Raw genomic sequence first — 15691 nt, 5'->3', positions numbered from 1 at the left:
ACACGCAGTGACAGAATATAGGCCATACACCGGTGCGATCTTGGCTGCTATTCGCGCAGGATGCGCGCAAGGGCCACCATCTGTGGACTTGTGATTGGTTCGTTGGCCGCTCCTATAGCCACAGGGTGCGATGCGAAACACGCGATCACCGTTTCAGCCTCAGGCAGCACAAACAAGCGTTGGCCGTGGATGCCCCCGGCCATGAAGCCCGGCAGCTGGTCGCGCGAGCCCCACCACATGCTGCTATAACCGAAATTGGAGGCAGACTTGGAGGGATCAGTGTACTGTTGAATGTCATGCACCACAGATGCGGGAATGAGCTGCTTTCCATGCCAAGCTCCCTCGCAACGCATCAGTTCGCCGAATCGCGCCATGTCGCGCAATGTTGCCGATAAGCCTGCGCCGGCCATCGACCTGCCGGCGGGATCGGTGATGATATAGCCATCCTCCTCGCAGCCGAGAGGCGCCCAGAGGCGTTCATGGAGCAACTGGGCGAACGAGCAACCTGTCACTCTTTCCATGACCCATGTCATTACCGTGTTAACAGTCTTGTAAGCGAATTCCTCGCCATGGGCGCCCTTTTTGCTAATAGTCTTCAAGTAGTCGCGCAAAGTGTGTGGGCCGTCGTAGCCGCTCGGACGTGGCCGCCAGCCGCAGGCACGCGCATACGCCCATATGCTGGCATGTCTGTCGATATACTCCTCCGAGGAAGCCAAGCCAGTCTGCATGTCCATCCCTGGCGCAGTGTCGCATCTTCCCATGCCGAGTCCTGCAATTCACAAATAAGACAAAATCGTCTTTTGGTCATCGAGCACGCCTTCATGTACAAACGAGGCAGCGAGTGTTCCCGCGTAGGACTTTGTGATCGAGTGACAGGCAAGCGGTAGGTGTGACTCGAGCGCGCCAAAGTAACGCTCATATACTATGCAACCACGATGAAGCACCAGAATGCCATCTGTGTATGTGTCGAATAGCGCCTCGGCAAAGTTGCGGATGCGACCATTCGTGTCTGGGAAGGTCAAAGCATCGATCTCATCGTTCTTGCGCTCATAGCGAACTGCGAGGGATCGCCGGCCCCTGGCCAAACCCTGACGGTCGCCGCAAGTCTCCCGCATATGCGACAACGACCAGCGGATCTGCGGAAAATCGAGGAACGTGTCACCTTCGAACGTGATGCGCCTGTCTACAACTGGCGGCGCACCACGCATCCAACCGAGTTCGCGCGGGTCCGACGCGCGTCCGTCATGTACGATTGTCCATTGAATTCGGTCATGCCCATGACTAGTTGCTCTTCAATCCGGTATAGAGGCTGCCTGCGGGCTTTAGTTCCCTTTTATTACTTCTCCGCCTGAAGCTTCTGCCGCATTCTCAATCTCAAATCGCAGTCAACAAACTAAAAAGTTTGTTTAAGGAGTGTGACCTATCAATATTCATCACTTGTTCGATGATATCATCACTTTGCCTCTCGAGTAGGGTTCCTCGAACGTTTCGTTGAAACTTAGTCTCGGTATCGGCCGAGTTTCGAGGCCTTTTCCAATGACCGTCTGGCCAATCTATAGTCAAACTAAAGCTCTGTCCGCTTTTCGTAAGAATGGTCACTGAAGACAGGTTCTGATCGAGGTCCCAGAACGCTTTTTCTGCGATCGGGTCTACTTCGATTTCGATGCGTTGCATCAAATCCGAGACGATCGGATTCCGCATCATCGCAGGTGAATACCACTCCCTTCCCACCTCAACTGACAAAAGAGCCATGGCTGAGACGTATTGCACGGAGAATTGGGCATCAATGTCAGAAGCCGGAGCGGCGTCTGAGAACCATTCCGGAATCCTTTTGAAGGTGCGAACTCTTAATTTTGTGACGTTTTGGTAATCAATGTTGTGAGCCGCAACGAGCTTTGAAACTCCCTCAATTGTTGTGTGAAGAAAGCCGCAGCAGGGGTATGCCTTGAGGCTAGACTCCCGGATCCGCCAGACAGTAGACAGCTCCGCAGACAGATGTTTTGGCTGGAACTGGTCGGATCCGATGATCATCGCGAAGCCCCTCTCGGCATCGCTTAGCATGGCGAAAGGACCAACGATGTTGTGCCGAGCGCAAATTGCGGCATCGAGTCCTCCCAGCGCCATTTGCCCATAATTCGCTTTCAGTGCGTGCGCGGGCCGGCCGTATTGAACATACCAGAGCGGAATATTCGTGTTTGCCGCAGCATGTCCCAACGCGGAGCGGAACTGCTCCTCGGTTCCGCCAACGACGGTCATGGCGGCTGCACCTGCTGCCATACCGTGCCAAGCGTGATAGACAGCAAACCGCCTATAGACCTCAGGAGTGGCCTGTGTAGCATCGTGCAATCGCAAGCCTGCTTCATAGCCAGCGACCACACCTGATAAAAACTGCTGAGGTGTTGCGCCAACGTGTTCTGCCATGGCGAGGGCCGCCGGTATAACAGTCGCACTTGGGTGACCAGCTGCATCGTCCTCGTAGTCGAGCACGTCCGCCAACCACGCGTTGACCTTAGCTGCCAAGGACGGAGCAAGCTTTAGCGATGTACCTGGAATGCAGCAACCGGTCGGCCCAGGTCCGCCGTTATATGCAGCCAAAATCTTCTCGCCAAGCGGCGTATCCGCGCCCGCTATGATGCACCCAAGCGTGTCAAGCGTGATCAGCTTGGCCGTATCGACCACATCAGTAGGAATATCCTCGTACCTAAGACTGGCAAGGAAATGCGCGAGTAACCCCGCATCTTCATGAATCGAACTGCGCGGAAACAATATGTGCTCAAATGACGGGGGTGTGATAGCTGCGTCAGCTTTTAGGATTGGCGGCCTGTTCGACATTGTGTTCCTGATCGGCTGAAAAGTGTCGGGATGCGAAGCAATGCAGATCGCGCTTCCCCCAGCATATTAGGTATACATGGTATGTCAATAGCGGCGGGTGGCTAACTGGGGCTCCGAACATGAAACTGCGGGGTCGCGCCCAAATACCGTCCGCTTCCGGTCCTAAACTAATGCAAGATCTGACTTAGGAAGTTTTTCGTGCGTGCATGCTCCGGCCTACTGAAAAATTGCGCAGGCTGAGCCTGCTCAACAATTTCTCCACCGTCCATAAACACGACCCGGTCCGCGACTTCTCGTGCAAATCCCATCTCGTGCGTAACGCAAATCATCGTCATGCCCTCGTTTGCGAGACCGGTCATCACCTCAAGCACTTCTTTGACCATTTCCGGGTCCAGTGATGATGTTGGCTCGTCGAACAACATGATTTTCGGCTTCATGCAAAGGGCACGAGCTATGGCCACCCGCTGCTGTTGGCCCCCGGAAAGCTGACGTGGGTATTTTCTGGCCTGCTCGGGGATACGGACACGTTCAAGATTTTCCATTGCAAGGGCTTCGGCTGTTGCTCGAGCCATTTTTCTTGCGCGGATCGGTGCTAGGGTACAGTTCTCCAGCACGGTGAGATGCGGGAAGAGATTAAATTGCTGGAAAACCATCCCGGCTTCGCGCCGCACTTCTGCGAGTCCTTTCATCCCAGCGCGCAATTCCGTGCCATTCACGACTATCCGCCCCTTCTGATGTGTCTCCAACTGAGTTATGCACCGGATCAAGGTGGATTTGCCCGAGCCGGATGGGCCACACACCACCACACGCTCTCCGACTGCCACTTTGAGGTTGATGTCACGCAAAGCCAGGAATGCTCCAAACCATTTCGAGACGTCCTCCATCTGGACTGCCGCAGTCTTCAGGACGCTAAGCGACTGGGTTGAGGTGCCTTTTTCCGCCATTACAAATGCCACTTCTTCCTCCACAACTACGTTCGTAGCCAGCTTTAACGCGACAGGGCGACGAGACCTAGGCGCCGCTCGAGACGGGTGACCAGCGATACAGCGATCAGTGCCAGGATCAGGAAAAGAACTCCGACCACCAACATCGGTTCGGCATAACGGTAGGTCTCCGAAGCGACATCGAATGCGCTGCCCAACATCTCCGGAACGGCGATAACCGCGAGCAACGGCGTGGTCTTGAGGATCGAAATGGAATATGCTCCAAGCGGAGCGGCGATGTTGCGCAACATCTGCGGCGCGATGACAAAGATAACCGTGTCAACCCATCCAAGCCCGAGACTTTGGGCGGCTTCGCTCTGCCCCGAGGGAACCGCGTCAATTCCGGCTTTAAAGACTTCCGATATATAGCCCGAATAGTAGAAACTAATTCCGAACACGCCAACGAACATCGCTGGCAAGACAACCCCGTAGTAGGGCAGCACGAAAAAAAGGAAGTATATTTGAACCAAGGACGGCGTCGACCGGATTGCGTCGACAATAAACTGCACAACCGGACGCACCAACCAATGAGATCGCCTAAGCAACTCCCAAACGAACCCTAGCATCGTAGCTCCAGCGAAGCTTAAGATTGCGACCAGGATTGTATTGCCAACTCCCTCCAATATGATCGGGATGATATTAATAGCGAAGACGAAGTCAAAGCTCATTGACTTGCCCTTCCTATTTTTCCGTTCGACGCCTCTAGCTGGCGCCCGAAGATTGTCACTGGGTAGCAAACGATAAGGTATGCCAGCAGCAGTCCCGAATAGATTCCCACCGGATTGTAACTCAACTGAGCTATTTCTTTAGCACGAAAGGTCATATCTGTAAGTGTAATAAGCGACACAAGCGCAGTGCCCTTGATTAACTGAATAGCCTCATTGACAAAAGTCGGTATCATGACCCTGATCGCCTGCGGCAACTCGATTAGCCTAAGTACGGTGAAGCGGCTTAGGCCCAAGGCCAATCCGGCTTCACACTGTCCATGGTCGAGGGCTTGCAGGGCTGCGCGGACCGATTGACTTGCATAACCGCCAGCGTTCAGTCCGAGCACCATTGCACCTACAGTAACCGCCGACATATAAATGCCAAACGCCGGCAAGGAATAATAGAAGGCGTAAAGTAGCACGATCACCGGGGAACTTCGCCAGAACTCAATAATCGCAGTAATACACCAACGGAAGATGCCGGTCGAAAAATGCTGTAAAACGCCGGCAAACAGAGCGAATGGTATCGCGTAAAGCAGTCCGTAGATGGTGACCTCGGCGGTAACACCAAAGCCTTGGAAAATACCTGCCATTATATCGAGAAAACTCATTCGCTCTGCTCTCCTTCTTATGCCGGTCTCACCGGTATTTGTCGGCGCAGATACTCTTCGCAGTCACGTCGTCCGGCGCAATTTCGGCGTCCGTAAAGCCGTATTTCTCGAAGATCTTCTTCACTATCCCCGCAGCCTTCTGCTTTGCTAGGCTCTCATTATACAAGTTGCGCAGCTCGACGTCATCCGGCCGAAATTCAATTGCTGCATAGTTCTTGACCTCTCGGCCATTTTCCACTAGCCCCTTAAACGGTGTTGCGCGCTCAAGTTTTCCTTTCAGGTTCGGATCCTTGAGAGTGTTGATGACCGTCGCCGTCGACTCTGTATCTGCCTGAATTCGACCGGCCAGAAGCGCTGCAACTGAACCCTGCACGCTATCGAAAAGTAGGACGCGTTCTTTCGGAATACCTGCCTTGATAGCGTTTTCTGGGTTAACGCTGCCTCGACCTCCGCCAATGATTAGATCCGGATTTTTGGCGATATCCTCGTAGCTATGGATGTTGTGGGGGTTACCAACCTGCACCATCACTCCATCGCCGATCGCGAGATCGGGATCGCTGAAAATGACTTGCTCACAACGGACCGGCGTGATCGCCATGCCGGCCGCAATAGCGTCGATCCGCCTGGAGATCAGGCTCGGGATAAGCGCGCCCCAATCCATGATGACGTAGTCGACCTGCTTGACGCCAAGAGGCTCAAGGACCGCCTTGAGCATGTCTGGATGCACACCGGCAACGCTGCCGTCCTCTCCCTTGAACCCCCACGGCGCTTGGTTTTCAATGCCGATTGTGATCTTGCCTTCGCTGAAAACACGATCCTTGATCGACTGAGAATTTGCGGCGGAAATGCAGGTGCCTAAAAGGGCCAACGCTGCGCCGCCAATCAACACTGCTCGTCTCAACATTTGATTTCCTTTCTATCGCTCCCCAACGGTTGACGACAGCAACGATCTATACTAGGTATACCAGATATGTCAATCGGAATCAAAAGTGGCTCGTTTCTCACTAGGAGTTATGGATCATCCGCACAAAATTCCGACGCAACACGAATGGAGCGCATCCGTGGCTAAAACGCATTTACGAACCACTTTGTCCCTGCACGAAACTGTGCGCCAGGAGGTTCTTACTCGCATAAATAACGGCGCATATAAGCCAGGCGAGCCTATTCCTTCGGCGGCCATGCTGACCGAGGAGTTCGGCGTCAGTCCGATCACAGTGAAGAGAGCGTTGCGGGATCTCCATTCGGCTGGCGCTTTGATCTCGGTCGCAGGAAAAGGCACGTACGTGAAGAAACAGCGGCGTGTCCTACGTGAACTCGATGTCTGGATGTCTTGGATGGACGATGCAGCCCTCCGTCTGATTTCCATCACCCGAGAGAAGATTTCCGACTCCACGCTGCGGGGTTTCACCCCACCCGAGGATGTCATGCTTTGTGTTCGCAAGATCATCTTTGCCGATGATGAACCCTTCCTCTATGACGCCACGTTTCTCTCGTCGGAAGTAGACGGCGAAATCATTGATGAGTTCGGCCGGAGCTATGTGATCGATGCGCTAAATCGTCACGGTATCCACGTCGTCAATACCGATCTTATTATTGATGCGGCTCCCGCTTCAGGTAAAGTGGAAGAAATATTCGGGATACCAACAGGCTACCCAATGTTACGTCGTCTCTATAAAATAAGAACGACCGATCCGAACATTACTATTTTTGGTGTCGTGCAAGCTCCGTTCGATAGACTCTCTTGTTCGATAAGCCTTCCTGGAAATTCCAAACGAACTATCATGGAGCCTCAAAAGTGAAACTAGCAAATCTTCAAATCCCTTCTAACTTCCGCCTACCGGCACCGGCTGTTCCCGAAAACGAACTAGCCCAGCGCTTGGATAATATCCGGCGTGAAATGGCCAATTCGGGGATCGATGTTATCGTCCTGACTGACAAGAAGAACGTCGATTATTTCACGGACTACCAAGAACTATCCTGGGATAGCAAAACGCGCCCTTTGTTCGCCATCGTGACTGCGCAGCATTTTGTGGTTGTGGGAAGCCTCGGCGAAGGGCCGGCCATCGACATGAAGGCCCGAAATTTTGAGCCTCTCTATTACGACGGCTATCTGGCTGAGGCTGTCGACGCAATTTCCAACTGGATTCGCGAAAACACGACCGGTGTCCGTCACACGGCCGTAGACTACGGACAGGACATGTTTGGCCGTGGCTCGTTGGCTTTGATTGACGCTCTCAACTCATTCTCAGCACTCGGGAAGGTGCGGAGCGCTGCTGAGGCTATTTGGAAAGTTCGTCTCATCAAATCCAGATTTGAGGCGGACCTCAAGCGCACGGCGTTTGAGATCGTCAACACGGCCTTTGATCAAGTCATCGCCAACGCACGCATCGGCATGACGGAGTACGAACTCTTTTGCCTGATGCAGGCCCAAACATATCTCAATGGCGCGGAAAGCACCGATCCGATAGCCATGCTCTTCTCCAAAGGCGACTTCTCTTATGGCCGGACGGCAAAGGAACGCATGCTCGAGGACGGCCACTACATCTGGACCGATTTCCGTGCAACCTACGGCGGCTATCCAGCGGACCGTAACCGCATCGCACGGGCTGGCAATCCACGCGAATGGGAGGTTAAAACGTACACTGCGTTGAGGTCCGTCACGATCGCACTTGCGCAGCAGATTCGCGCGGGAATGACTTGCTCAGACGTCTACGCCATCTTCGAAAGGATGTGGAGTGAGGCAGCGTTGGGGAAACTATACAGCCACGTCTCGCGGATCGGCCACGGCGGCGGGTTGGATCTGACCGAGCCGCCATCCATTTCCAAGACCGATTCCACTGTCATCCAACCGGGCATGATCTTTCATATCGAACCTAAGCTGGAGCGCGAGGATGCTGTCTTCCAATTCGAGGAAGTCGTTTTCATAACCAACAGCGGAGTTGAATTCCTCAGTGATCTCTCGCCCGAGAGGGTGCCGGTCATCAGATAGCCCACTCGATCAGAAGAGCCTACAATGTCAAATTCCACACGCATCTGGTCTTCAATAAATTTTGATAAGGACGGCAAACAAACCGATTGCTTACGCCTGCCTATCTCAACCGATCTATCCGCCTATGGCTGGATACCCATCCCGACGATCTGCCTGAGGAACGGCGACGGGCCTACGGCACTATTGATTGCCGGCACGCACGGTGATGAGTACGAGGGTCAAATCGCGTTGATGCGGCTTTCAAGGAACTTGGGGCCGGGTGATATCAAAGGGCGGATCATTATACTGCCAGCCCTCAACTTCCCAGCCGTGCAATCTGGACGGCGTCTTTCGCCTATCGATGAGGGAAATCTCAATCGTCTCTATCCCGGTCGCGCGCACGGAACGGCGACGGAAATGATCGCGCACTACGTGACCGAAGTTCTCCTGCCGATAACTGATCTGGTGGTAGACCTGCACGCGGGCGGTCGCTCACTTGATTACCTTCCTTCTGCGCTGATCCGACCCGGAACGACAGCACAGCAACAGGAAAAGCTTCTTAAATTGCTGGAGGTTTTCGGCGCCCCGATTGGCTTTTTGACGGACGGCAGTGGAGGAGGCGGAAAGACCACCCTGCCAGCCGCGGCCGAAAGCAGCGGTGCACTTGTGATCACCGCGGAGCTGGGTGGAGGCGCAACGCTCAACCGTCAGGGTTTGGAGCTCGCAGAACACGGCGTGCTCAGGCTCCTCAAGCACGTTGGGATTTTGCGGTCGTACGACGGCGCGGCTCCCGGTCCAGTCCGGCTTATGAATGGCTCTGGCATCGATCTGTTCGTCTACGCCGATGCTGACGGGATTTACGAGCCCTTGGTTGACCTCGCAGACGAAGTCAAGCCGGGACAAGTTGCTGCGCTACTACACTCTATCGATAGGCCTTACAACGAGCCTGAAAAAATCCGCTTTTCCCGAGGCGGCTTTGTTGTCTGCAAGCGCTTTCCGACGTTGGTGAGACGCGGGGACTGCCTGTTTGAACTGATGGAGGACCTGACGCCTCCGCACGTGCAAGGCTAAACCCGTGGCGAACTACATTAATCCCCGTATCGACTGTATGAAGTGCGTTCAATGTCAGGCCCTTTACCGGGTGGGAGACTATTTTGAAGGCTGCCCCTCATGTTTGAGTGCCGGGGCGCCTGCAAGCATTGCGCCTCATTACGCTGAGTGGCCAACGAAACTGGACTATATTACAATAAATGACTGGCTTTCCTATCCGTTTTCCGATCTCGGCGAAGGCAAGACGTCGTTGTCAAGTCTGCCTCGCTTGGCCGCGTCTCTCGGCTTGACCAGTTTACATACAAAAAACGAGTTCACCAATCCAACGGGCTCTCACAAAGACAGAATGGGATCTCTCGTTGCTCAGAGGGCCGCTGACATTCGAATAAGGACGGTCGCAATCGCTTCAAGCGGAAACGCTGGCGCATCAATGGCGGCCTATTCTGCGCGAAACGGCCTAGAATGCGTCGTTGTCACAACTCCGCAAATAAGTCCCAACTGGCGCCGCGCCATTGAAACACACGGCGCTCGCATTATTGCCACTGAAACCGATGATGACCGCTGGTCACTGATCGCGAGCCAAGCGAAAAAGGGCAACTGGTATCCAGCCACCAACTATACAATTCCTCCCGTCGGGAGCAATCCGTTCGGAGTCGACGGCTATCGTGCCATCGCTTTCGAGCTTCACTTACAGTTTGGCGAAACGGCACCAACTGACATCGTTGTTCCCACCGCGCGAGGTGACCTCCTGTGGAGCATAGCGAAAGGATACGACGACCTTCGGGAGGCAGGTTTCATCCAGTCAATACCTAGGATTCATGCGGTCGAGCCGTTTCCCCGTATTGGCGCAGCGCTGTCTGGACACGGTATGGTCGGTCATGTCCCTGACGACACCAACATGGGCTCGATCAGCGGCAATACCGTGACACAGCAGACTTTGCGGGCACTCAAGATGTCCAAAGGGTACGCCGTTGCGGTCCAGGATACTGAAGTTGCAGCCGATCAGGCAATTCTTGGAAGCGAGGGCCTTTATCTCGAACTCTCAAGCGTTGCTACGCTTACAGGTGTGCGCCATTTGATCCGAGAAAAGAAAATCGGATCAGATGCTCGTGTGGTTCTGATCGCCACTTCACATGGCTACAAGGAAGAGACCCGCTATCGCGATCAACTGCCAGTGACCGACTGGCCGGTTGGATAACGCTGGCTATGCTCCGTCCGCTGGGTTCAGAACGTGATGTGTCGAGCTTGCCTGGATTGAGGTATGCTTCGGCCGCTGTCGAAGCAAAGGCTGCGACCGCAGGTCAATCTCAACTCGATCATCCCAGACGGGTCCTGGCGATCCCCGAACCGCATTCATGTCGGCATTTACTTCCGCGTGATTGACCAATCGATTATGTCGACGGCACGCTGAAGTATCGCCTCGGTCCGAGCACGGCTGGGCGCAGCAGCGATAACATGAGCGATGCGATCTCGCCTGATGACCGGCGTCTTAGGTTCAACATACATTTTTACGTCGGCGATACCTGGGACAGCAGCAGCCGGACCGCCGCCATCGATCCGATCGAGAGTGCCATCGCAATCGGCAATTAGGTACCGTGCGGCCGCAGTCTGCGCATGTCCTTTATGCAAATCCCATTCGTCGCCAATGACGAGCTTGATGTGCTCGGTGACGAGATCGACACCGTAAGCCAACTGGACCATGTCAGGAACGGGCGAACCTGCAAGACGCGGATTGACTTCAATAACGACTGGGCCTCGGTTCGTCCACCTAAGTTCAATATTAGTTGGCCCCCAATCGAGGCCAAGAGCGCGCAAACAACGCAACGAAACATCGGCGATACGCTTGCACTCTGGATCGGTCAGCCGCGCCGGATAGATGTGTCCACGACAGACGAAATGCGGTGGGCCGTAGTCAGCGGCGGCTATGCCAATGACCTCGTCGCCCATCACTTCGAGGTTATATTGGGGACCTTGTGCGAATTCTTCGACCAATATGCTCGGCGGCGACCGCCATATATGTTTCCCGCCTAACAGATAGATCGTGTGTTCAACCAACTGATTGACGTTGCGGCATAGTCGGACACCGTTGCTGCCAATGCCGACGATAGGCTTGAGGATCACCGGCAGTCCGATCTCCGTGGCAAAGCTTTTGACCTCCGATGCATTCGTTGCCAGGCGATATGCAGGTATTGGAATGCCAGCCTTCGCTAGGATCTGTCGTTGGGTAAATTTGTTGCAGCAACGTTCAATGGACGCGGAGTCCGGTCCCGATAGATGGAAATATTCGCAGAGCTTTCCGACTGTGGCATAGACGTTCTCCAGCGCGCTTGTGATTCCAGCAATGTCATAAGTCTTACGCAGCCGGGAACACTCACTGATCAGCGCGTCGAGATTGTCTGTATCGACACGGATTATCTCAATCCCTTCCGCTGCAAGACAGGCATACCGAGACGGATCAACTGATAACGAAATTGGATGCAGACCAAGGCGTCTGGCCGCCTGAACGTATCGCACCATATTACTTGCGCCTTCAAGCAGGATGAGCGCTCGGGTTCCCATGGCTGTTAATCTCCTGACGTTGCAAGCTGTGCGGCTAAGTGTAAATCGGCATCACCTTTTAGCTAACCTTAGACGTTGCGATAAGCATACCATGGGCAGCGAGCGCAAAACGCAAAGATTCCGTGAAGTTATTTGAAAGGTTTGTTGCGATATGTGCTGTAACCGACGCGTGGACCGAGCGTCTCGACCAATTTCGGACCGCGTTTTCAAGGACGCTAGTTTAACCCGCAAAGATTCGAATGTTGACCACTCGTTGATCTCCGCGCCAGCTGGCTCGCTAGCTCGGGGAGACGCAGATCTCACCTATCGCCTTGATCAAATCGCCGACCTGACGCCTCCAGACGTAGGAGCCGCGTCAGCCCCCGTGGCATGCCCACTCCGTCGATGTCAGAGGCAAGCTCGTACCTCCGCATCGACGGTGACCGTGGACTTCTCGAATCGGCCAAGAAGGTCGTCGGCAATAATTCTCTCTAGCTGGCGCACAAGCGGCGCGCTCGCCAATCCGGTTGACGGCGCGGACTTCCTCATGGGCCGCGCCGCCGAGGACCTTGCCGATCGGCTGGGTGCCGTGGAGCGCCGGTTCGGCAAGGCAGCGGTGCTGTTTTGCCGGACGCCCGTGGCAGTGGACGTGCTCGCCGAGAGCGGCAAGGTCGCGGAGATTGTCCGCGTCGAGACGGACGCTGCATTCCTGGATGGCGCTGCCGGCCTGATCGCACCGCTTGAGTCCGTGCCGTTCGAGGCGGAAAACCTCGATCTGGCGGTCTCGCTTCTGTCACTGCAGGCGAAGAGCGACATCGCCGCCATGCCGATTCAGATCCGCCGCGCGCTGCGGCCGGACGGCCTTTTCCTCGGTGCCTTCGCCGGCGTCGGCACTCTTGGTGAATTGCGCGAAAGCCTGCTTGCCGACGAGACCGAGCTTTACGATGGCGCCAGCCTGCGTGTCATTCCGTTCACCGACGTGCGCGACGCCGGCGCGCTGCTGCAGCGTGCCGGTCTCGCTCTGCCGGTCGCCGACGTCGAGACGGTGACGGTGCGCTATGCCAATCTGTTTGCCCTGCTGGCCGATCTGCGGGCCATGGGCGAAACCAGCGCCCTCACCGATCGCAGCCGGCGGCCAGGCGCGCGCAAGCTGTTTGCCCGTGCGGCGGAAATCTACGCCGAGCGGTTTTCCGACCCGGATGCGCAAGTGAGGGCAAGTTTCTCGATTGTCTTGATGTCCGGCTGGACGCCCGACGCCTCGCAGCAAAAAACCGCTGAAACCGGGTTCGGCCGAGGTCTCGTTGAAAACTATGCTGGAATGTCCTGGGGAACGCTGAGCCGCGGCCGGCCGAAGCGATCAACTGCTTCCTGCTACACATAATGGTGCAACCCGGTTACGAAGCCAAAGATTTGAAGGAAGGCTGAAACTCTTGGCGTGGGTTGCGGGGTGTCAAGCGAAGTGAGGATTTGACCCGTTGGGCGAAACGAAGAACTGACCCCTCATTTTTTTGGGGTTTCGTTGGTGTCGAGGGTGGATGCGGTCTTATCATATAGCCGCTAACGACGCTTTTCGCGGAGCCGGTAGCTGTCACCGCAGATGGTGATAACTGTCGAATGATGAAGCAGGCGATCAAGGATCGCGATTGCCACCACGGGATCGCCAAACACGCTGCCCCATTCGCCCACCGAGCGATTGGAGGTGATCAGGATTGATCCCCGCTCATAACGCCGCGACACCAGCTGGAAGAACAGATGCGCGGCATTGGCTTCGAACGGGAGATAGCCGAGCTCGTCGATGATCAACAGTTTCGGCCGCGACAGGGTCGTCAGCTGCTTTTCGAGTGAACCGTCGTCATGGGCTTGGCCAGCATCGCCACGAGCGTGGCCGCCGTGACGAACTGGACGCATGGTTCTGCCGGATCGCCTCGCGCCCGAGAGCCACCGCCAGATGTGTCTTGCCCGTACCCGGAGGTCCAAGGAACAGGACCGTGTCGCCATGAGCAATCCAGCGGCAGGTCGCCAGCTCCCGGATTTGGCGCTGATCCAGCGACGGCTGCGCGTCGAAGTCGAAGCCGTCGAGTTCGCGCACAAACGGGAACTGCGCGATCTTGCCTGCCATGGAGATGCGCCGCTCGTCGCGCCTCGCGATCTCGCGCGTAACGAGGAAGGCCAAAGCCTCGCGCAAGGTCATTTGCGAACGCGCCGCTTCGTCCAGCAGCGTATCGAGCTGATCCCGGATCGCGGTCAGCTTCAGCCGGTCGAGCTGAGCCACCAACATCTCGTGATCGACCGCCGTCATCACCAGCTGCCTCCCACCAGTGCCTCATATTCGGCCAGTGGCCGCAACAGAGCGGAAGGCGCAACGATATCCGCCGATCGTACCGGCGCAGCAGCGCCGACCACGCCGGCAAGATGCGCGCGCTCGACAATCCATTGGCGACGTCCCCCGCACAAGGCATGATCCGCCACCACCTCGCCCGCATGACGCACGATAACGCGGCCGCCCAACACCACGACTTGGACGCTCTCCCCGATCAGCCGCCAGGGAACCGAGTAACTGTTCGTGTCCAGGTCGATTGCGCAGTCCGCCTGGACCTTGCGCACGAGATCCCGCAGCTGCCCAAACGGTGCCCGTCCGCCCAGAGGGCGAAGCGCCATGGCTTCTTCGGCAAAGCGCCCCGCAGGAGCCACGCCGGTCGTGCCATGCACACGCTGATCGGCAATCTCGCGTGTCCACCGGTCCAGATGCGCCTCGAACGCCGCCCAGTTCTCGAACCGGCGGCCGGCAATCGCATTGCGCTTGACATAGCCGACCCCGCGTTCGTCCTTCCCCTTCGTACGCGCCCGGTAGGGCGCACAAGCCCGCGGCGTAAATCCCCAGTAGCGGGCAAAGGTGTGCAGCCTCACATTGAAGCGCACCTCCCGCGTCGTCGCATCGTGATGTTCGACCAGCGCCTTCGGATTGTCGAACAGCACTTCCGTTGGAACCCCGCCGAAGCGAAGGAAGGCTCCTTCCATCCCCTCGAACCAGCCTGGCGCTCCCGAAGCGAGGGACGGATATGCAGCCGACGCGAGTAACCCAGCGTCGCCACAAACAGGTGCACCCGAACACGCTCGCCGCCGATCCACGCCCGCGTGTCGCCAAAGTCGATCTGCATCTGATGTCCCGGCGCCGTCTCAAACCGAACCGTCGCGCGCTTCTGCGCCCTCAACTCCCGACGCCAACCCTGCACCCGAAGCTCCACCGACCGAAGCCCTATAACGATCCCATGTTCGCTCTCCAGTTCCTGGCGCACCACATCGGCGTTGCCGCCATGGCGGAAGAAGCGCTCCCACAGCCAATCGTCCAGCCCGTCAAACGCGGTCCGCCGCACAGGCTTGCGAAACGGAAAAGTCCCGCCCTCGCGCAGATACCGACGCACCGTGTTGCGCGCGCATCCGAATTCCTTCGCAAGTCGCTTCGCTCCCCAGCCAAGCTCATGCAGCCGCAGCATCGCTGCCACTTCTTCAGGCTGAAGCATCTCCTCTCCCTGCATCGTTCTCGACAATGCAGGAATCGCCGAAATCTCAACCGTCATCCATAACCGAGGGGGTCAGTTCTTCATTTCGTCAGGGGGTCAGTTTCTCAATTCGGCCGACACGGGGAGCCAAGGGACGGAGCGTCTCCTGATGGATGCAACCGAACTGTAGGCGACCAGACGACATTCTGATGTGAATCGTGACGCCGGATATGACGCCCAGGGTAATTGATCAAGGCGGCACGGAAAGAGCACCCGAACGGGTCAAACAAGCACATCGCCGGCGCGGCATGCGCCTGATCAGCTCGCCCGCCGCTACGCCCATTAGGCGCTGCTGATCGACGAGTTCCGTCGTGCCGGTGTGGAGATCGTGTTCCTGAACCGCCCGATTGGTGGCACGGCAGAGGATGATCTTTTGCTCCAGGTTCAGGGCGTGATCGCCGAATATGAACGCGCCAAGATCCTTGAGCGCAGCCGTCGCGGT

General features: G+C 56.3%; 13 protein-coding genes and 3 pseudogenes. 6 read left to right on the top strand and 10 right to left on the bottom strand.

Annotated features, from left to right (window positions below):
* Window positions 1–47 precede the first annotated feature (47 nt).
* The 7 genes from NKH83_RS30515 to ehuB all read right to left on the bottom strand — a co-directional run bounded on the left by NKH83_RS30515 (window position 48) and on the right by ehuB (window position 6037).
* On the bottom strand, window positions 48–734 hold the full coding sequence (locus tag NKH83_RS30515; RefSeq protein WP_352808776.1) for a serine hydrolase domain-containing protein: 687 nt from the start codon (window positions 732–734) through the stop codon (window positions 48–50).
* A 42-nt stretch (window positions 735–776) separates the two neighbouring features.
* Window positions 777–1208, bottom strand: coding sequence for a hypothetical protein (locus NKH83_RS30510; RefSeq protein WP_352808773.1), 432 nt, complete (start codon window positions 1206–1208; stop codon window positions 777–779).
* Window positions 1209–1374: 166 nt separating this feature from the next.
* Window positions 1375–2832, bottom strand: coding sequence for an MmgE/PrpD family protein (locus NKH83_RS30505; RefSeq protein ID WP_352808770.1), 1458 nt, complete (start codon window positions 2830–2832; stop codon window positions 1375–1377).
* A gap of 167 nt (window positions 2833–2999) precedes the next feature.
* Complete coding sequence (locus tag NKH83_RS30500; RefSeq protein WP_502895653.1) at window positions 3000–3716, bottom strand: amino acid ABC transporter ATP-binding protein; 717 nt, start codon at window positions 3714–3716, stop codon at window positions 3000–3002.
* Between the two features lie 104 nt (window positions 3717–3820).
* Complete coding sequence (ehuD, locus tag NKH83_RS30495; RefSeq protein WP_352808767.1) at window positions 3821–4483, bottom strand: ectoine/hydroxyectoine ABC transporter permease subunit EhuD; 663 nt, start codon at window positions 4481–4483, stop codon at window positions 3821–3823.
* Window positions 4480–5133, bottom strand: coding sequence for an amino acid ABC transporter permease (locus NKH83_RS30490; RefSeq protein WP_352808765.1), 654 nt, complete (start codon window positions 5131–5133; stop codon window positions 4480–4482). The genes ehuD and NKH83_RS30490 overlap by 4 nt, the downstream gene beginning before the upstream one ends.
* Before the next feature lie 28 nt (window positions 5134–5161).
* A complete protein-coding gene (ehuB, locus tag NKH83_RS30485; RefSeq protein WP_352808763.1) occupies window positions 5162–6037 on the bottom strand; it encodes an ectoine/hydroxyectoine ABC transporter substrate-binding protein EhuB in 876 nt (291 codons plus the stop codon).
* A gap of 85 nt (window positions 6038–6122) precedes the next feature.
* Between ehuB and NKH83_RS30480 the strand changes: the two genes are divergently transcribed.
* The 4 genes from NKH83_RS30480 to NKH83_RS30465 are packed head-to-tail and all read left to right on the top strand — an operon-like array spanning window position 6123 to window position 10349.
* Entirely contained in the window at window positions 6123–6932 is an 810-nt protein-coding gene (locus NKH83_RS30480) for a GntR family transcriptional regulator (RefSeq protein ID WP_352808761.1), read from the top strand.
* Window positions 6929–8122, top strand: coding sequence for a M24 family metallopeptidase (locus NKH83_RS30475; RefSeq protein ID WP_352808759.1), 1194 nt, complete (start codon window positions 6929–6931; stop codon window positions 8120–8122). Before NKH83_RS30480 ends, NKH83_RS30475 begins: the two co-directional genes overlap by 4 nt.
* A gap of 24 nt (window positions 8123–8146) precedes the next feature.
* Window positions 8147–9172 carry a succinylglutamate desuccinylase/aspartoacylase family protein gene (locus NKH83_RS30470; RefSeq protein WP_352808756.1) on the top strand — a complete coding sequence of 342 codons (1026 nt, stop codon included), beginning with the start codon at window positions 8147–8149 and terminating at the stop codon, window positions 9170–9172.
* A 4-nt stretch (window positions 9173–9176) separates the two neighbouring features.
* Window positions 9177–10349 carry a threonine synthase gene (locus NKH83_RS30465; RefSeq protein WP_352808755.1) on the top strand — a complete coding sequence of 391 codons (1173 nt, stop codon included), beginning with the start codon at window positions 9177–9179 and terminating at the stop codon, window positions 10347–10349.
* Between the two features lie 167 nt (window positions 10350–10516).
* On the opposite strand, the gene NKH83_RS30460 is transcribed toward NKH83_RS30465, so the two are convergent.
* A complete protein-coding gene (locus tag NKH83_RS30460) occupies window positions 10517–11710 on the bottom strand; it encodes an ATP-grasp domain-containing protein (RefSeq protein ID WP_352808754.1) in 1194 nt (397 codons plus the stop codon).
* 474 nt (window positions 11711–12184) lie between these two features.
* Here NKH83_RS30460 and NKH83_RS30455 point away from each other — a divergent pair.
* A pseudogene (locus NKH83_RS30455) lies at window positions 12185–13026 on the top strand (methyltransferase domain-containing protein).
* Between the two features lie 220 nt (window positions 13027–13246).
* Here the strand turns inward: NKH83_RS30455 and istB are convergent.
* Window positions 13247–13988 (bottom strand): annotated as a pseudogene (gene istB / locus NKH83_RS30450) (IS21-like element helper ATPase IstB).
* Window positions 13988–15267, bottom strand: a pseudogene (gene istA / locus NKH83_RS30445) (IS21 family transposase). The pseudogenes istB and istA overlap by 1 nt, the downstream one beginning before the upstream one ends.
* Before the next feature lie 271 nt (window positions 15268–15538).
* Here istA and NKH83_RS30440 point away from each other — a divergent pair.
* Window positions 15539–15691 (top strand): recombinase family protein (locus tag NKH83_RS30440; RefSeq protein ID WP_352808795.1); only part of this gene is annotated, 153 nt, incomplete at its 3' end.

Source organism: Mesorhizobium sp. M0909, from assembly GCF_040319515.1.
Classification (GTDB): domain Bacteria; phylum Pseudomonadota; class Alphaproteobacteria; order Rhizobiales; family Rhizobiaceae; genus Mesorhizobium.
The sequence above is the reverse complement of the archived record's forward strand: the minus strand, read 5'-3'. Positions and strand labels throughout refer to the sequence as shown.

Bases quoted from the DNA above. Each gene is read 5' to 3' on its own strand.
- NKH83_RS30510 (WP_352808773.1), bottom strand. From the start codon at position 1,208: ATGCGTGGTGCGCCGCCAGTTGTAGACAGGCGCATCACGTTCGAAGGT.
- NKH83_RS30500 (WP_502895653.1), bottom strand. From the start codon at position 3,716: ATGGAGGACGTCTCGAAATGGTTTGGAGCATTCCTGGCTTTGCGTGAC.
- NKH83_RS30460 (WP_352808754.1), bottom strand. From the start codon at position 11,710: ATGGGAACCCGAGCGCTCATCCTGCTTGAAGGCGCAAGTAATATGGTG.
- ehuD (WP_352808767.1), bottom strand. From the start codon at position 4,483: ATGAGCTTTGACTTCGTCTTCGCTATTAATATCATCCCGATCATATTG.
- NKH83_RS30490 (WP_352808765.1), bottom strand. From the start codon at position 5,133: ATGAGTTTTCTCGATATAATGGCAGGTATTTTCCAAGGCTTTGGTGTT.
- NKH83_RS30515 (WP_352808776.1), bottom strand. From the start codon at position 734: ATGGACATGCAGACTGGCTTGGCTTCCTCGGAGGAGTATATCGACAGA.
- ehuB (WP_352808763.1), bottom strand. From the start codon at position 6,037: ATGTTGAGACGAGCAGTGTTGATTGGCGGCGCAGCGTTGGCCCTTTTA.
- NKH83_RS30470 (WP_352808756.1), top strand. From the start codon at position 8,147: ATGTCAAATTCCACACGCATCTGGTCTTCAATAAATTTTGATAAGGAC.
- NKH83_RS30505 (WP_352808770.1), bottom strand. From the start codon at position 2,832: ATGTCGAACAGGCCGCCAATCCTAAAAGCTGACGCAGCTATCACACCC.